The 13,857-nt window shown below is 31.6% G+C and carries 15 protein-coding genes and 3 pseudogenes; 4 read left to right on the top strand and 14 right to left on the bottom strand.

What is annotated here, in order from left to right; genetic code table 11:
- Positions 1-468: 468 nt before the first annotated feature.
- From MHH59_RS29345 to MHH59_RS29325, 5 genes and pseudogenes are all read right to left on the bottom strand, one after another.
- On the bottom strand, positions 469-693 hold the full coding sequence (locus tag MHH59_RS29345) for a hemolysin XhlA family protein (RefSeq protein ID WP_016093737.1): 225 nt from the start codon (positions 691-693) through the stop codon (positions 469-471).
- Between the two features lie 134 nt (positions 694-827).
- Positions 828-1,016, bottom strand: coding sequence for a hypothetical protein (locus MHH59_RS29340; protein ID WP_235661812.1), 189 nt, complete (start codon positions 1,014-1,016; stop codon positions 828-830).
- A 169-nt stretch (positions 1,017-1,185) separates the two neighbouring features.
- Positions 1,186-2,622, bottom strand: coding sequence for an IS4 family transposase (locus tag MHH59_RS29335; RefSeq protein ID WP_016093924.1), 1,437 nt, complete (start codon positions 2,620-2,622; stop codon positions 1,186-1,188).
- A gap of 129 nt (positions 2,623-2,751) precedes the next feature.
- On the bottom strand, positions 2,752-3,723 hold the full coding sequence (locus MHH59_RS29330) for a hypothetical protein (protein WP_340853523.1): 972 nt from the start codon (positions 3,721-3,723) through the stop codon (positions 2,752-2,754).
- 146 nt (positions 3,724-3,869) lie between these two features.
- Positions 3,870-4,202, bottom strand: a pseudogene (locus MHH59_RS29325) (VOC family protein); the annotation flags it as partial.
- A gap of 492 nt (positions 4,203-4,694) precedes the next feature.
- On the opposite strand from MHH59_RS29325, the gene MHH59_RS29320 reads away from it, so the two are divergent.
- On the top strand, positions 4,695-4,970 hold the full coding sequence (locus MHH59_RS29320) for a hypothetical protein (protein ID WP_048560205.1): 276 nt from the start codon (positions 4,695-4,697) through the stop codon (positions 4,968-4,970).
- A gap of 67 nt (positions 4,971-5,037) precedes the next feature.
- Here the strand turns inward: MHH59_RS29320 and MHH59_RS29315 are convergent, their stop codons facing one another.
- The 5 genes from MHH59_RS29315 to MHH59_RS29295 all read right to left on the bottom strand — a co-directional run bounded on the left by MHH59_RS29315 (position 5,038) and on the right by MHH59_RS29295 (position 8,280).
- Positions 5,038-5,271 (bottom strand): YuzF family protein, encoded by a 234-nt coding sequence (locus tag MHH59_RS29315; protein WP_113937257.1) that lies wholly within the window; start codon positions 5,269-5,271, stop codon positions 5,038-5,040.
- Between the two features lie 194 nt (positions 5,272-5,465).
- Positions 5,466-5,699: a hypothetical protein gene (locus MHH59_RS29310; RefSeq protein ID WP_103945655.1), complete on the bottom strand. Its 234-nt coding sequence runs from the start codon at positions 5,697-5,699 to the stop codon at positions 5,466-5,468.
- A 272-nt stretch (positions 5,700-5,971) separates the two neighbouring features.
- A complete protein-coding gene (locus MHH59_RS29305; RefSeq protein ID WP_070169564.1) occupies positions 5,972-6,136 on the bottom strand; it encodes a BC1881 family protein in 165 nt (54 codons plus the stop codon).
- Between the two features lie 556 nt (positions 6,137-6,692).
- Positions 6,693-7,154: a CarD family transcriptional regulator gene (locus MHH59_RS29300; RefSeq protein WP_002169666.1), complete on the bottom strand. Its 462-nt coding sequence runs from the start codon at positions 7,152-7,154 to the stop codon at positions 6,693-6,695.
- Between the two features lie 217 nt (positions 7,155-7,371).
- The gene (locus tag MHH59_RS29295; RefSeq protein WP_340853518.1) at positions 7,372-8,280 is read right to left on the bottom strand and encodes an acyl-ACP desaturase; all 909 of its coding nucleotides are present in this window, start codon (positions 8,278-8,280) and stop codon (positions 7,372-7,374) included.
- Between the two features lie 189 nt (positions 8,281-8,469).
- On the opposite strand from MHH59_RS29295, the gene MHH59_RS29290 reads away from it, so the two are divergent.
- Together MHH59_RS29290 and MHH59_RS29285 are read left to right on the top strand one after the other, a co-directional pair.
- Complete coding sequence (locus MHH59_RS29290) at positions 8,470-8,883, top strand: GNAT family N-acetyltransferase (RefSeq protein WP_235661811.1); 414 nt, start codon at positions 8,470-8,472, stop codon at positions 8,881-8,883.
- A 356-nt stretch (positions 8,884-9,239) separates the two neighbouring features.
- Complete coding sequence (locus MHH59_RS29285) at positions 9,240-9,539, top strand: hypothetical protein (RefSeq protein WP_113937259.1); 300 nt, start codon at positions 9,240-9,242, stop codon at positions 9,537-9,539.
- Positions 9,540-9,862: 323 nt separating this feature from the next.
- Here the strand turns inward: MHH59_RS29285 and MHH59_RS29280 are convergent.
- Positions 9,863-9,985 (bottom strand): annotated as a pseudogene (locus MHH59_RS29280) (recombinase family protein); the annotation flags it as partial.
- 90 nt (positions 9,986-10,075) lie between these two features.
- Between MHH59_RS29280 and MHH59_RS29275 the strand changes: the two are divergent.
- A pseudogene (locus MHH59_RS29275) lies at positions 10,076-10,270 on the top strand (hypothetical protein); the annotation flags it as partial.
- Positions 10,271-10,399: 129 nt separating this feature from the next.
- Here MHH59_RS29275 and MHH59_RS29270 read toward each other — a convergent pair.
- The 3 genes from MHH59_RS29270 to MHH59_RS29260 all read right to left on the bottom strand — a co-directional run bounded on the left by MHH59_RS29270 (position 10,400) and on the right by MHH59_RS29260 (position 13,855).
- Positions 10,400-10,825, bottom strand: coding sequence for a DUF4879 domain-containing protein (locus tag MHH59_RS29270; RefSeq protein ID WP_113937261.1), 426 nt, complete (start codon positions 10,823-10,825; stop codon positions 10,400-10,402).
- A 411-nt stretch (positions 10,826-11,236) separates the two neighbouring features.
- The gene (locus tag MHH59_RS29265; RefSeq protein WP_113937262.1) at positions 11,237-12,175 is read right to left on the bottom strand and encodes a hypothetical protein; all 939 of its coding nucleotides are present in this window, start codon (positions 12,173-12,175) and stop codon (positions 11,237-11,239) included.
- 102 nt (positions 12,176-12,277) lie between these two features.
- Positions 12,278-13,855: a M56 family metallopeptidase gene (locus tag MHH59_RS29260; protein WP_201055230.1), complete on the bottom strand. Its 1,578-nt coding sequence runs from the start codon at positions 13,853-13,855 to the stop codon at positions 12,278-12,280.
- Positions 13,856-13,857 lie beyond the last annotated feature (2 nt).

The following is a 13,857-nucleotide window of genomic DNA, read 5'->3' as shown; positions in this document are numbered from 1 at the left end:
AAAACTCCTCCCTCACTTTTTAAGGGGGGGGGTAGATGTTGACAAAAGAGGATCTGGACATGTCCCATTTTATTTTTTCTACTGTTTCATTAATTGGAATTGCCACAAAATTATCTAAACCTCTGTTCATTACTTCAACTTCAGTTTGGTTTGAATAAAATAAATACATTTATCTATTAAAGCCCTTACCCCTGAACTCTTCAATTGTAGTTACCCTCTCTATTCGCGCCTGTTTTCCAATTACTCCGTTTTGTAATCTAATTAAGACCATTGTAAGAATCAGAATCATAACTGATTAAGAGGTTTTGTTAAATGCCCAACATGATATTTCTCATCAAAGCTGATAACACTGAGAACTTGTTGAACATCGCTTCTTACTTCCTATCATTCTTCCACTTTGTCCACCTCATTTCAAAATAAAAAGAGAGACGCTTGTCCCTCTATAGCAAATACTTTTATACAAACAACCTAAATACCACCTTTTATTATTAACCCTAGAACTGCCATAACTATTGCGCTAATAACAATTCGTAAAATCCATGTGGTATTCAGACTGATTTTTTCTAATTGCTTATTGATTGTAGAAATATCTTTTTCATTTATAGTTGTACGAGTTTCCAAGTTACGAATATCTCGCATGATTTCTTTTTGCTCTGCTTTTAGGCTGTCGATTTTTGCATATACATCTTCCATACATTCACATCCTGTTCTAAAAAAATAATACAACAATCTTTATATATTATGAGACAACCCTATTCAGTGTGAATTTGTAAAAGATATTTCTTTACCTAAGCCGTAATTAATACAAAATAAAAAAGACCGACATATTAAATTGCTCCTCTTTGGTTTATTCGTTTTCGATTGACCGACTTTTGTGCCACTAATTGTTCCTCAAGTAGTTTAAGTCTTGCTCCAATTTCTGCTTTTACCCTTTCTAATTCTTCTCTTGTAGTCGCAAAATATATCGCTTTTATTGATTTTTTCATTTGATGATTAATTGCTTGCAACTCTCCCACCCATACCAAACCTTAGCTTGAGAGGTATGGGGTCACCATACATGCCCATCAACTTAAGAAAGGAAACAAAATGAGCTTTCGTTCATATAAACGAAAAAACTCTTGAAATATTTCGTGTCTTTAAAAATGATCATACCAAATATACCTTGATAGGTATCGTTTTTAAAAATTATGCAGCTTTTTTCTGTTTTCTCAATTCATTATACTCATAGACAACACCCAAAATATCAAAGACTGTTTTCTTCTCATATCGATGAGATTTCCGGCCGTTCTTTTGGAGTAAGTGGAACAGGCGGATTAGAATCTTTGTTATTTCTTGGGTGGTTTGCTGTATGGCTTGATATAAAATGTGTAAATGATCTTGAATCATTCCAATTGCTTTATATTCACTTAATTCTTGTTTCTTCTTTTGTAAAATTAATTGTCGCATCTTAAACATAGTAGAAGAACATAAAAAAATGGCAATGAGTTTTCCATAAACATGGCATTCTAATCGCTCCTGTTTAATATTTTGCCACTGATGAATTTGAAATAAGGATTTCCAAGTTTTAAAGATTATTTCGACTTGCCAACGGAGAGAGTAAAAATCATGGATTTGTTCCATAGGAACAATCTCCCAAGGTATATTAGTAACATATAGGTTCATGCCGGCCAATCGTTTGCTTTTTTCCGAATATGTAATGCCCTTTTTACTTTCTGTATACACTTGTTTTTTCATACGCTCGCGAAGTTGTTTTTCTGTTAATCGATACAGAATTACCCGGGTGAATAGTTTTTTATCCTTTCCAATATAAGCATCTTTTATTTCATAGACCTGACCTGATTTTAAGGTATCCATTATGTGTTCTAAATCAACTTTGATGTACTGAGACTGTTTTTTTATTGTCCCATTTCGAAAGTATTCAGGAAATTCATTTTTGATATACACCTTATTGTTTAATTTGAGCCGTGATATATAATACACACCACGTTGGTCCATTTGATCTAAATCATCCAGTGAATAATAGCCTAAATCCCGAATACATAGATCACCAGGGCGTAATGTTGCTAAACACTCTGTTCCAAAGGTTTTATCATTATTTTTCCCTGGTTCCACTTGGAAATTTAAAAACTGGCCACTATGTAAATCATATTCTAATTGGATTTTTATACCCGCTGTTTGAGCACAACCACCTGATCCAGGATACACACTAGCTAAATGCTTTGGTACCTGGAAAATCGTTGCATCTAAAATACGAATTCGTTGAAAATAAGCGATTGAAGAGCTTGGAATGGCTGATGTTTCACAAATCTTACTTTTTAATAATGTAGAGAAAATGTGTTTTAAAAAGCAAACAGCTTTTTTATTAAAACGCTTATTGAGTCCTTCTGGACTCATGAGTGTTCCTGTAACAGCATGAAGTTGACTACACAGTCTCACTAAAGAATCACTCGCTATCCGTTGACTGATCCAGACACATATAGTAACCAAATCATGACTAGAAAATTTACGTTTCCGTTGTACAAAACCTAGTTCTCTAGCAAGATCTTCTAAAAATGAAGGGGTAAGATGTTCATATAACTCTTCAGCAAATAATTGTAGTTCACTTTGAATCGAAAGATTCATAAAAAACGTCATCCTTTCTGCATATTTCTACAAAAATGATAACGTTTTTTTTTATTTGAGGGTATTAAAACCTCTTAAGTTGAGGGTGATGTACGGTGCCCCCTATTGGTCTAAATAAAGTTAAGTTATTTAAGAATATGATAAAGTTAAAAAATCTTTAATCTGTTTAATTTTCAATGTAGTAGAAGGTCTTATATACAGGTGATATATATAGTTGTCTTGTTCCCAATGTATCATCCAACCACTATAAGAAGTATTTTGTCTACATAAAAAGAGTTCATTAACTTGCTTGCCTAAAAAATCACAACTTAATTTTTTTATATTCCAACTCTGTCTTTTTCCAATCCTATTTCCAGTACGTGGAGGTAATGGGTCTGACAAATTTTTAGGAGCAATCCAAAGCCATACTCCATCCGTATAATTTAATTGAGATCTATATAAAAGATGCATTTCTTTACCAGAATGATGATCTCGATATCCAATGGAATCTAAAAAATAATTATCAAATATTTGTGGGGGCGATATAGGTAGTTCAATCATTAACTCTTTTAGAAAAGTCATATCATTTTCAAACCAATCAACTCGTGTAACTTCATCCTCATTATCCCATTTTGGTTTTTTAAAACGCGAAGTAAAGCTACTAGTAGAAAAAGATTGTTTTCCTAAACTTTCTATAAAAGATTCATTAACTGGCTCTAACGTTTTTAAAATTAACAAAATGTCTTTTTCTGTATAAACACCTTTTAAAACAGATAATTCAATATTCGTAAACCACTTTGCATAGCATGCTGCTTGGTTTCCTTTATAATCTGTCCCTATAAACCCAACAATACCATTTATATTAAAAGATTTACCTTGACATATTAAATTAGTATCAGCTGTTATAACAGGTATAGCCCAATCATAAAAAAACTGTTTAATTCTTATGATTCCTTTCTCATTCTTTATTTCAAAACGGATGGAAGAGCGTACTGTACTCGATTCTTTTCTTAAAGATATATTGTCAATTGAGTATGTATCTGGCAATTTGGGTACCAAAATTACAAAATTAGTGTGCTTTTGAGCTTCTTGCAATTCATTTATTGTAATTGATTCTATCATGAAACATCGCCCCCACTTATAAATTTGATAACAGTAAACGTCAAGTAACTCCAAAATATACAATAAAAGTTGATTTTGGAGTTACTTGACGTTTGCTTCACTTTTTTCGGTTTATGGATACAATTTCATTTATTTTTTTGGTTCCTTGCAGCCGGCATCCATCTTTGGACAATTAGCTCTTGATTTCCTTTCTCCTGACTTCCTACCACTTCTATTCCACGCTTCTCTAACCATAATTTAGAAGTCTTTAAAAACTCTAAATCTACACCAAAAGCAAAGTGTTTCGTCTCAAAGTCTTTAATAGTGTGTACTTCCCATAGTCCAAGCAATTGTTTTCTATTTTCTCCTACCCAAAAGAAAGCCACTCTTCTTTTAGGTAGTTTTCTTGCTAATGCTAACCCTAACTTATTTTGATAGAAATCTATCGCCTTTTCTAAATTTCTTACATGTAAATGAGTTTCGTATATGTTCTGTATCATTCTGCTTATTCCTTTCTTTATTGGTAACTACGGGTTGAGTAGTTACTGTAATTCTAAATCTGAAGTATGTATAATCATTGTAATGTATCTCTATATCCAATATACCTATTTATTATTATATCGAAATTGAAGTATGATAAATCCAACTGAGGTAGCAAATTCAAATAAAAATTCTACTACTTTTGTAGGAGAAACCTCCATTAAATTCAGATGAAATCATATTTAAATACTGAAAAAACGCTATTCTTTTAGTAAGAATATAAAGAAGGGATAGCATTTTTTACTCTTGGGGGTAGTTAATATTTTTAAGTTGATGGGCATGGGGTCACCATATCAAAAAAAGAAAATTGTACGTTTAGACACAAAAATGACATATTTAGATTAGTTTGTATATTTAAGGAGATGTGCGAGACAGGTGTAAATTTAGGGGGATCCAATATTTTTCATTCAAATATGATAGAATGGAAATATATCCAAAACGGGGGAAAACAAATGAACTCAAACACGAAACAGTTTATTTATGATATCCAGCAAAGAAAGAACAATTATATAGAAAATGTATTAATAGCAATACAACACCCTAAAAAAGAGCAATCTGAACAGGTCATTCAAAATATAGTAGAGAAGATGGATATGATGATTAGTCTAGTTACTACGTACATGAGGATTGAAACGGGATCTACGGAAGAATTAAAAGAACTGCAGAAAGAAATTATTCATGCTCAAGCATATATCCAAAAACGAAAATTTGAAGAAACACAGAGATAAAACCCTGTGTTTTTATTTGGTCGTCTATGAAACCAATTTGTTATAAATCAAATTAGATGTAATTTGATCATTGTTTTGGCATAATCCATACAATTTGTTGAATGCGTACAATATATGGTACTGTATCTTCAATAAGCAAATGATCTGGTTTCACATCCTTTAACTCTCCCCTTACATTGCCTCTTACAGTTTCAATAACCACATGTTTACCAATTATCGATTGTAATGTCTGATATACGTAGGGATTAGGTACACTTACCATATTTTGTTCACTCAAGTCATTTCCCTCTAAATAACTCATTCTATAAGACTCCTTTCTAACTTACATTCTTTCTCTTAATATATGATGTAAATCTTTTAAATATGCTAGAAGGATAATTCATTATAGGAACGAAACTAACATTTTAATAAGGTTCCTTTTGCTAGTTAATAGGTGATGATATAAGAACAACCTGAATGTACATTCAGGTTGTTCTTTTCAAAATATGTGTTATTTTAAATATGCCCTTTATTAGCATACTGCTCATACTTTTTTTGAGATTCTTTCGTAATACGTGCGTTAAGTAAAATCGCTACCAACAAAAACACTCCATATTCCCCCCCTGTAGCTCCTATGATAATTACACTACTACAAACAAGTACAATTAATAGGAGCAACGAAACTAAAGAAATCCGTTCATAGTTCTTTGACATCTTCTCGTATTTTATGCGTTGTTTCCTTGCATACATCTAAATTCCTCCTTAAAATTATCAATTTTCCTATAAAATAAATCTCGCCCTTAAAAAGAAAACAATCTATCGGTTCAAATAATTAGTTTTTTTAAGCAACTAATTTATATAACATAAAAAGAAATCCTACCAATATTAAGCTTACCACTATGATAATCCCGACCCTCTCCTTCCTTTTAACCCCAATACATTAGATGAAAGTTATGTATATCCCATATTAGCTGCAGCAAACAAAAAGGATCATCCCTTTTCGTAAAGGATCATCCTTTTCTTCATTCAACAATTTTTAGGTATTCTTGATTAATTAAAATAACAGCCGGTCCATCTACAACAATTCCACCAACTTCAATTTTTTCATAAGACTCAATCTTAATAGAAGTAATCCCTTTCCGCTTCTTTAACTCGTTACTTAATTCTTGCGTTGGCATGCGTTTCATATCTTCACTCCTTCTTATTGTTTCATTTCATCTTATTATGTTAAATAAATTGTAAAAATGGGTTCTAGTTCTAGAAATCCCATCAATTTGTATCGTTGACCATATATTTAGATGTTACCAACTCGCGTATCTCTTTTATGAAAAGAAGATAAACAATTACTATTCACTGTCTCAGTAAATGTAGAAAATTCTTAAAGATAGAGATGAGATTGATTATTTTTTCTTCTAGAAATAATGACTTAGATATATATACCTAAAACAATGAAAGCCCTACCTCTCTTTCATCCTTACGGCTCCTTGTCCGTGCCAGTGTGAATCAGGATTGCAAAAATCAAGTGACTATTTGATCGAGTTATTTGATGAAACTTCGAACGTTCGTAAAAGAAATGTAAAAATAAAAATGGATTAGATTGAAGTAATAACAAAAGAGGTTCCTACTCTAAAAGTGAGTTGAAGAAGTTGAATGTCTTTGAAATGATTTACTTTTAATAATCATCATATTCCCGAAAAATTCAGGATATTTTCGGGGGATGTAATACATTATCTATAATGAACCTTAACAGAAACTTTTTAATTGATTTTCAGTGATCCCTTTAATTAATCCCAGTTCACTAATCAAAAATTCATGTGCGTTATCCAACATTTTTTTTTCGCTTGTATTCAGTGCTTTTTCTTTTTTCATACGCATTAGATCACGTACAACTTCAGCACCTTCTTGTATTTCACCCGTTTTTATTTTGTCCGTGTTCACTTTATACCTTTGTTTCCACGGCAGTAATTCATCTGATTCTCCATGCTGAAAAATGTGTATAATGTGTTTTAATGCAAGTATATCAGTAACTGGGCGTATACTCGAACTTAATATTTTACCCATAGGAATCATGACTTGCATATTACTGATTGACATTTTTATAACAAAATACTGTTGTTTTTTCCCTGAGAATTCTTTTTCTTCTATGGCTTCAATTATACCTGCTCCGTGCATTGGATAAACAATGTTATCGCCAATTTGAAACATATAATCCACCTCCATATATGGTAACCTTCTTAACCTTAACATATATGTGTTTTTTTATCAAATATTTTATAATATCATAAAATTATTTTTAGTGTCAACTACTTTTTTCTTTAAAAATTAAATTAAATAAAAACACCCCCAAAACAATAGGGAGTGTGTCAGATTCTCAATAAAGGGACGGTCAATTTGCCCATATACATCCTAAAATATCGATTAATTAACATAGATCCGTTTTCCCTTGAAAACGACCAAATCGATCCCGTATTTTTTTCAATCTTGTGTGGTACTCCAAAATCTCAATTCTTGCTTTTTCAGCTAGGGGTGCAATGGGGCGTAAGTCTTTTAACCCCCAATAATCAACCACTACATCAAGTACTTGATCAAAATATTGTAGTGGTCCATAATTCGCTTCTTTTGCAATCACAGCCATTCTATTTTCAAAATCAGGCATGACGGCACCTGGCATTTTAAAATTCTTAATCACATTGGCAATATGATAGCAATAATTAGGTTCCAATTCCAAATGTGTTCGAATGACGTCTCGATAAAACGCATAATGAAGAGTTTCATCTTTTGCAAGACGGCGTAATAATGTAGCAAGATCTGGATCATGCTTACTTGCAACCTTAGCTACATTATTGTAAAACACCATCGTTGCAAGTTCTTGTAGGGTCGTATATGTCATTGCTTCGATTGGTGTGTGAAAATCAGGTTCAAATCCACCCTCAACGACTGACTTTCTTAATTCATGTAATCGTTTAGGGTCCACACTTCGAGTCAGTAGTAAATATGTCTCCAACAAATTCGAATGTTGATCTTCTTCTGAAGTCCAAGTATGAATAAAGTCCGTAATAACAGAAAGGGATCCTTTAAAAGTTGCAGATAAATACGTTGTAAACCATGGTAAATTTACTTCTATTAATAAAGCTGTTTCAATAGCTGTAATTACACCAGAAGGAAGAGTAACTTGGCTTTCATCCCAAGGAACTCTTTTAAAGTCCATCCCCTTATCCCAAGGTAAAAACTCATGATACCCCCAGTCTATCTTTTGCGCTCTTATTTTATGTTGTTCATACAGTTCTTTTAAACGTGGTTCTAATCGGAAATCTAAATCATTGGTTAGCATATATAAGTGGCCCCTTTTCTTATCATAGATAGTCATCCTATTTTTACATTCATTTTTATCCTTAAAAATTTTCTACAAATAAATATTACTTTCCTTTTTTTAAGCCCAACATAATAAATTTGTAACAAAACTCCTTAAGAGCGCTATGTTTTTATATGATTTTTTCATATAAAAAGGGATACTTTAAAAATGTCAAACTTTCAGCCGAAATATATAAAGCCTGCTAAGCAGGATGTAGAGTTTATCAGGAAGACAATCAATGAAAAGGATTCGGATATTTTAATAGCTGAAATCGATAATGGTACAGTAGGTTTTTTACTTATTCAAGAACTAATCACACCATCCTATAAGTGTTTGGTTGAACATAAATACGCTTTTATTACTGATATAATTGTTGGAACCAAATATCAAAATCAAGGAATTGGTTCCGCTTTGTTATTAGAAGCAAAAAAATGGGCTGAAAATCGAAATTTAGATTACTTAGAGTTAAATGTACTATCTGAAAATATTGGCGCTATTACTTTATATGAAAAGCAAGGATTCAAAGATGTAAGACATACAATGCGCTATGAATTTTCATTGAAAAGGCATAAGGAGCATTAATGTGTTGAGAAACTATTTATTACAAGTGCGTTAGTACAATAAGGAGTATTAAAATAATCAAACTTTTTTATAAAAAACTCGTACCTAGCTATAAAAGAAACTCCATTTTGATCAATCTTTTTTCAAAATGGAGTTTTTCTATTTATTGTTAAATAAAGATTGATAGTATTTTATACACATTATCAACTTATTTAGACGTAAGATCCAATTTATTAGATTAAGCGCTTGAAAAACAAATACAGTTGATGAGATAGCCTTAAACGATAATTCCCAACAAGATTACTGTACATTAGCTATGATGAGTTAGACCTTATTTTTGGAAACAGTATACAGCTCCAAGGGAAGAGGCGATAAACATGCAGTCAACGGAAGCTCATATGAAGGAAAAACAACGTAGAGAAAAAATAGAAATAATATTTAGTCACAGGGTAAAAGGAGAGAGTTATTTTCATGGTTCATCCTATCAATGGAAAAACATTGTATACCAAAATTTTAATAAGATACAACAAAAAGAGTTGAAAATGGAACAACTCATTTTCGAAATGGAAAAAGAAGGGATTCTATTTGCGCAGCACCGTTCACTCATACACTATCCCGTCATTGATTTTATTAAATATATAGCTAAGGTTTATAAGGAAACCATTGAAATACAATAATCATGATTATATTTTTAAAATAAATAATCATATTCAAAGAAAACCTTTACAAAAAGTTTATTTTTGAACATTGTTAACAAAAAGCTCAAAAACTCATTCAAATATTTTTTATTCAAAATACTATTCGTTTTTGTTATAATAATAACCATAATGTATTATAGTCGTTTGTATATCTTCAGATTTTGTGAAATTTATTACACAAAAAGACAGCTCTTAATTAGAGTTGTCTTTTATTTTTTCTCGATATATATAATACTGTTCTGGTGCAAAAAAACCAGGATTCTTTCAGCTAGGGAAAAATTGGATTTTCCATAGGAAAGATGCTACTTTTTTCTCTCACATTCCTTCATTATTTTATAAAACGTATTTTTCTTTAGCTCTAACATTTCCGTAAATATAATAGCTATTATTTCCCCACTTCTCCATTTAGAATAAGTTTCTTCTATATTAATTATGATAATAGGTGGTTTTAAGGCTACTGTTGGTTCAACCTTACTTATTTTGCGGTCTATGACAACTACTCTGTCACTACCCCATTTAGTAAGAGAGAAGTTTTAGAGAAAGCTAAGAAGTACTATGATGAGCCAGGAAACTCAGCTCCAATACTATTCTTTCCTATATACGCTAAAGGCGATTTCCTTCCACAAGTAAATGGTGATATAAAACCATTAAGCAGGTTATTGAATCCGCTTTTATTTTTCGGAAAATATGATAAAATTGTATTTGGATAGAAGTCCAAAACATATTATTAAAAGTAAAGTGGTTCAAGTCGGAGGAAGGCACCTTAGGGTGTCTTTTCTTTATGAAAAAATCCCCACACAAGGTGCAGGGATTTTTATGCTACGAATATATAAAACTGACTATTTAATATATAGTGAAGTACGCCACGTATCTCTTGGATAGTTTATTGAAGTCTTTTGATATTCAAAAGTCCCTTCTTGATGATTTGATGCATCCCATTTATATTCCCAACCTACAATAGGATTACCACCAATTATTTGTGAACCAATATTTTTCACATCAAATCCATTCATTTTAGCAAAAGGAAACTGGCCATACCCTATTTCTTTTGTGTAAACATATAAGTAACTTCCCCCATGATCTTTAGTTGTACTAAAACTATTAGGAGTAATGTATTCAACCCCACCCAATTGTGACTCTACTTTCACTACACTTAAAGAAGTTAGAGGTGCCGCTGGTCCTGCAGATGCCTCCGATGCCATTCCTAAACCAACTACCGATGCCATTGCTAATGATGATATCCCTAATATAACTTTTTTAAACATATAAACATCCCCTTCTTTCTATATAGGTACAAGTTTGATATTAACAGAATTTTATAAGAATAACCCTTATTTTGAAAATGTTAACAAATTATACTTTTTTAGATATGTAATTTAGCATATTGATTGACATGTATGATAATATATCCGTTGCTTTCAAGATAAAAACTCGATAATAGGGGTAACTTTTGTTAAGTCAGACTTGTATAGTGATTCCCTTTATTTGAACGAATATATACCTTTTTCGCTTACAAACTTTATGTACAGGTTACTTAATAGAATTTTAATTTTTTTTTGCAACTTTTTTTGTTATTTTCAATTTTCTCTTATAATATAAGAGAAACCCTATAGAAAAGCCCTTTTTCAAATGTCTATTCTATAGGGTTTAATATCTATATTCTTTTTTATTTTTTCTTATTCATCTAAACTAGGATGGCTCCAGTACCTAATTGCTATCTTAGTTAATTCTTTTTCATTACCTGCCCCATGCCTGTATTTTTGTATTCCTTTATAATCAAAAGTTATTTTTAGAGCATTATTTCTCAAACTTGTATTTTCTGTTATCGGTGGCAATTTCCAAGAGAAATTGATTTGATTAATACCTCTATCAGAAGCTAAGTTATATAACATATTAGCCGTGTCATCTAAAATGCTATGTTTTATATCTGAGAATGTAACACCTTCCCTACTTTGTAAGGATAAATTAATTATTTGTTTATCCGCTTCTTTTGAATTCATATCCTTTTTAATTTCTAATTTAATAAGCCTTTTCTGTCCAATTACTTGATCTACAACACCTTTTATTCTATTTTCCAATATTTGCTGATTAGCTGTTAATGTTTGCTTTTCTTTTTTAGAATCGCTCTCTCCTTCATTCATAATGAGATTAATACTCATGACAGAGATCAGTATATAACCTATAACAGCTAAAGACATTTTCCATTTATGCAGGGAACGGAATCCTATAATTTTACGAAACCATATGCGTTTTATTGTAACAACTTGGATAGAAGGAATGGAGTGGATTAAATGTTCTATACCCTTAAAGTGTTGCATTGGTGTGAATATAAATGTACGATTTGTACCAATAAATTTCATGAGTGTTTTAAAAGCAAAATGTTCAATAGTTACCCTGTCAAACTCCGCTAGCTGGTAAGCTTGAACCCTTACAACATCTTCCTTTTCCTTATCATACTTGAATAAATGAATGTGCTCTTGGCTTACTGCAGCGTATCCATACTCAAATTTATCAACTTTAAAAATTGTTACAACAGATGAAGTTATATAACGTTCTTTTATTATTTTTTTCGCTTGTATTAATTTAATAATCCTCTTCATTACTCTAATAATCATTTTATTCTTTCCCTTAATTAAACTATTTTATTTTCAACTAGCATTTTTACATCTAGATATTCAGTTTCAGATAACATTTTTACTATTTTATAAACCTTCAGTCTACTTCCATGCCTGGAAGTAGACATAGTACGTTTTTCCATATTTTGTTTCGTATTCCTCCGCAGGTATTACATCCACTTCTCCAACATGAGGTGGACGAACTGCAATTCCCTCTTCATTGACTACAGATTTCACCAAAGATACTAGGACAAGATTTGTTGATTTAAATTCTTCAGCCGTTTGCTCTTTAGGGAACCCTCTATCAATAAGAGACTGTCTTTGCTTTTCTGTAAGTTTAAGTGTTACAGGAATACCTTTCTTCATATCAGTACGCCCTTCTTGATGTCTTATCAATTCATTCCTTTCACCTGTATTATCCCCCCTTACTACGTCACTTTGTTCAAGGGAAATATTTTTCTCACTTTCATTCCCTTGTTCCGTTTTCTTTTGCTCAGATTGATTACCTTCTTTATTTTTTACTAATTGTTTTTCCGTACTTTGTTCACCGGATTTTATAATTTGTGACTCTGCTTTTTTTGAAGAAGATTCTTCAGCCTTTGCATTCATTAAAGCGAATGTAGATACTCCAATTACACACACTATCCCCAAAGCTGACAAGCGATACGATTTTTTATTAAACTTTTTAATCATTACAATTCTCCTTTTTAAATTATGTTTATTTCGACTTAAATTTGCTACTGTTGGTATTGGATAACAATTCGTACGTTGCTCCAATAAGGCGATAATGGTATGTCCATACTCCAAATTATCTTCTGAATTTACATATGTAAGAGCTAGTGCATCACATGCAATTTCCTGATCCTCTCTTATACACTTGCTAGCATACCAAATAATTGGATTAAACCAGTGCAGTATCACTAGATGATGCATAATCAGATTAATTCCCACATCTTTTCGTTTATAATGAGATAATTCATGATAAAAAATAAATCTTAATTGATTATCATTTAACGTATCGATATGTTTTTCTGTAAGTAAAATACAAGGTTTTCTTATCCCGACAAGTGTTGGACTGGGAAGCTTACCAGCAAAAATTAGCGGAATGTTTTTTTTAATTTTCATTTCATGCTTACAGCTATTAAAGATATCTATGATTCTTTTATCTGTTATAAGGGGCTGTTTTCGTATATAGAGAGATAGTTTTTTATTCACAACTAACGTTACTAAAATACAGCATAGAATTCCCAATAACCAGATATAGGAAATCGTTTCATAAACTGATATCGGTGACGTCTCATACTTAGGGCCATAATTCGTATCATCTGTAACATTAGTATTAGATTCTTGCGAATTGTGTACAGTAAAATCAGATGTTGTATTTACTGTACTATTCACTCCTTCTACCCCTTCTGGATTTTTCAGTAAAACGGAATGAATTGGTTTAATTTCTTTTGAAAGTAACGAATATATACTATAGGAACTATCTGGAGACCAAGGTGAAATTAATCGTATCATAAGGATAAACCAGATCAAATAGTGCCATCTTGCTGTCAATCGATTCCTTAGTACCACTTTCAAGCATAATAGTAAGATAATTAATATGCTTGCCATAACGGAAGTGTCTATAATCCACTCAAACGTTACTGGAAGGTAAATATTCCAAAATGCATACAGCATAA

The organism is Bacillus sp. FSL E2-0195, assembly GCF_038003645.1.
Classification (GTDB): Bacteria; Bacillota; Bacilli; order Bacillales; family Bacillaceae_G; genus Bacillus_A; species Bacillus_A mycoides.
Note: the sequence above shows the minus strand (reverse complement) of the source record. Positions and strands in the feature narration are given on the sequence as shown.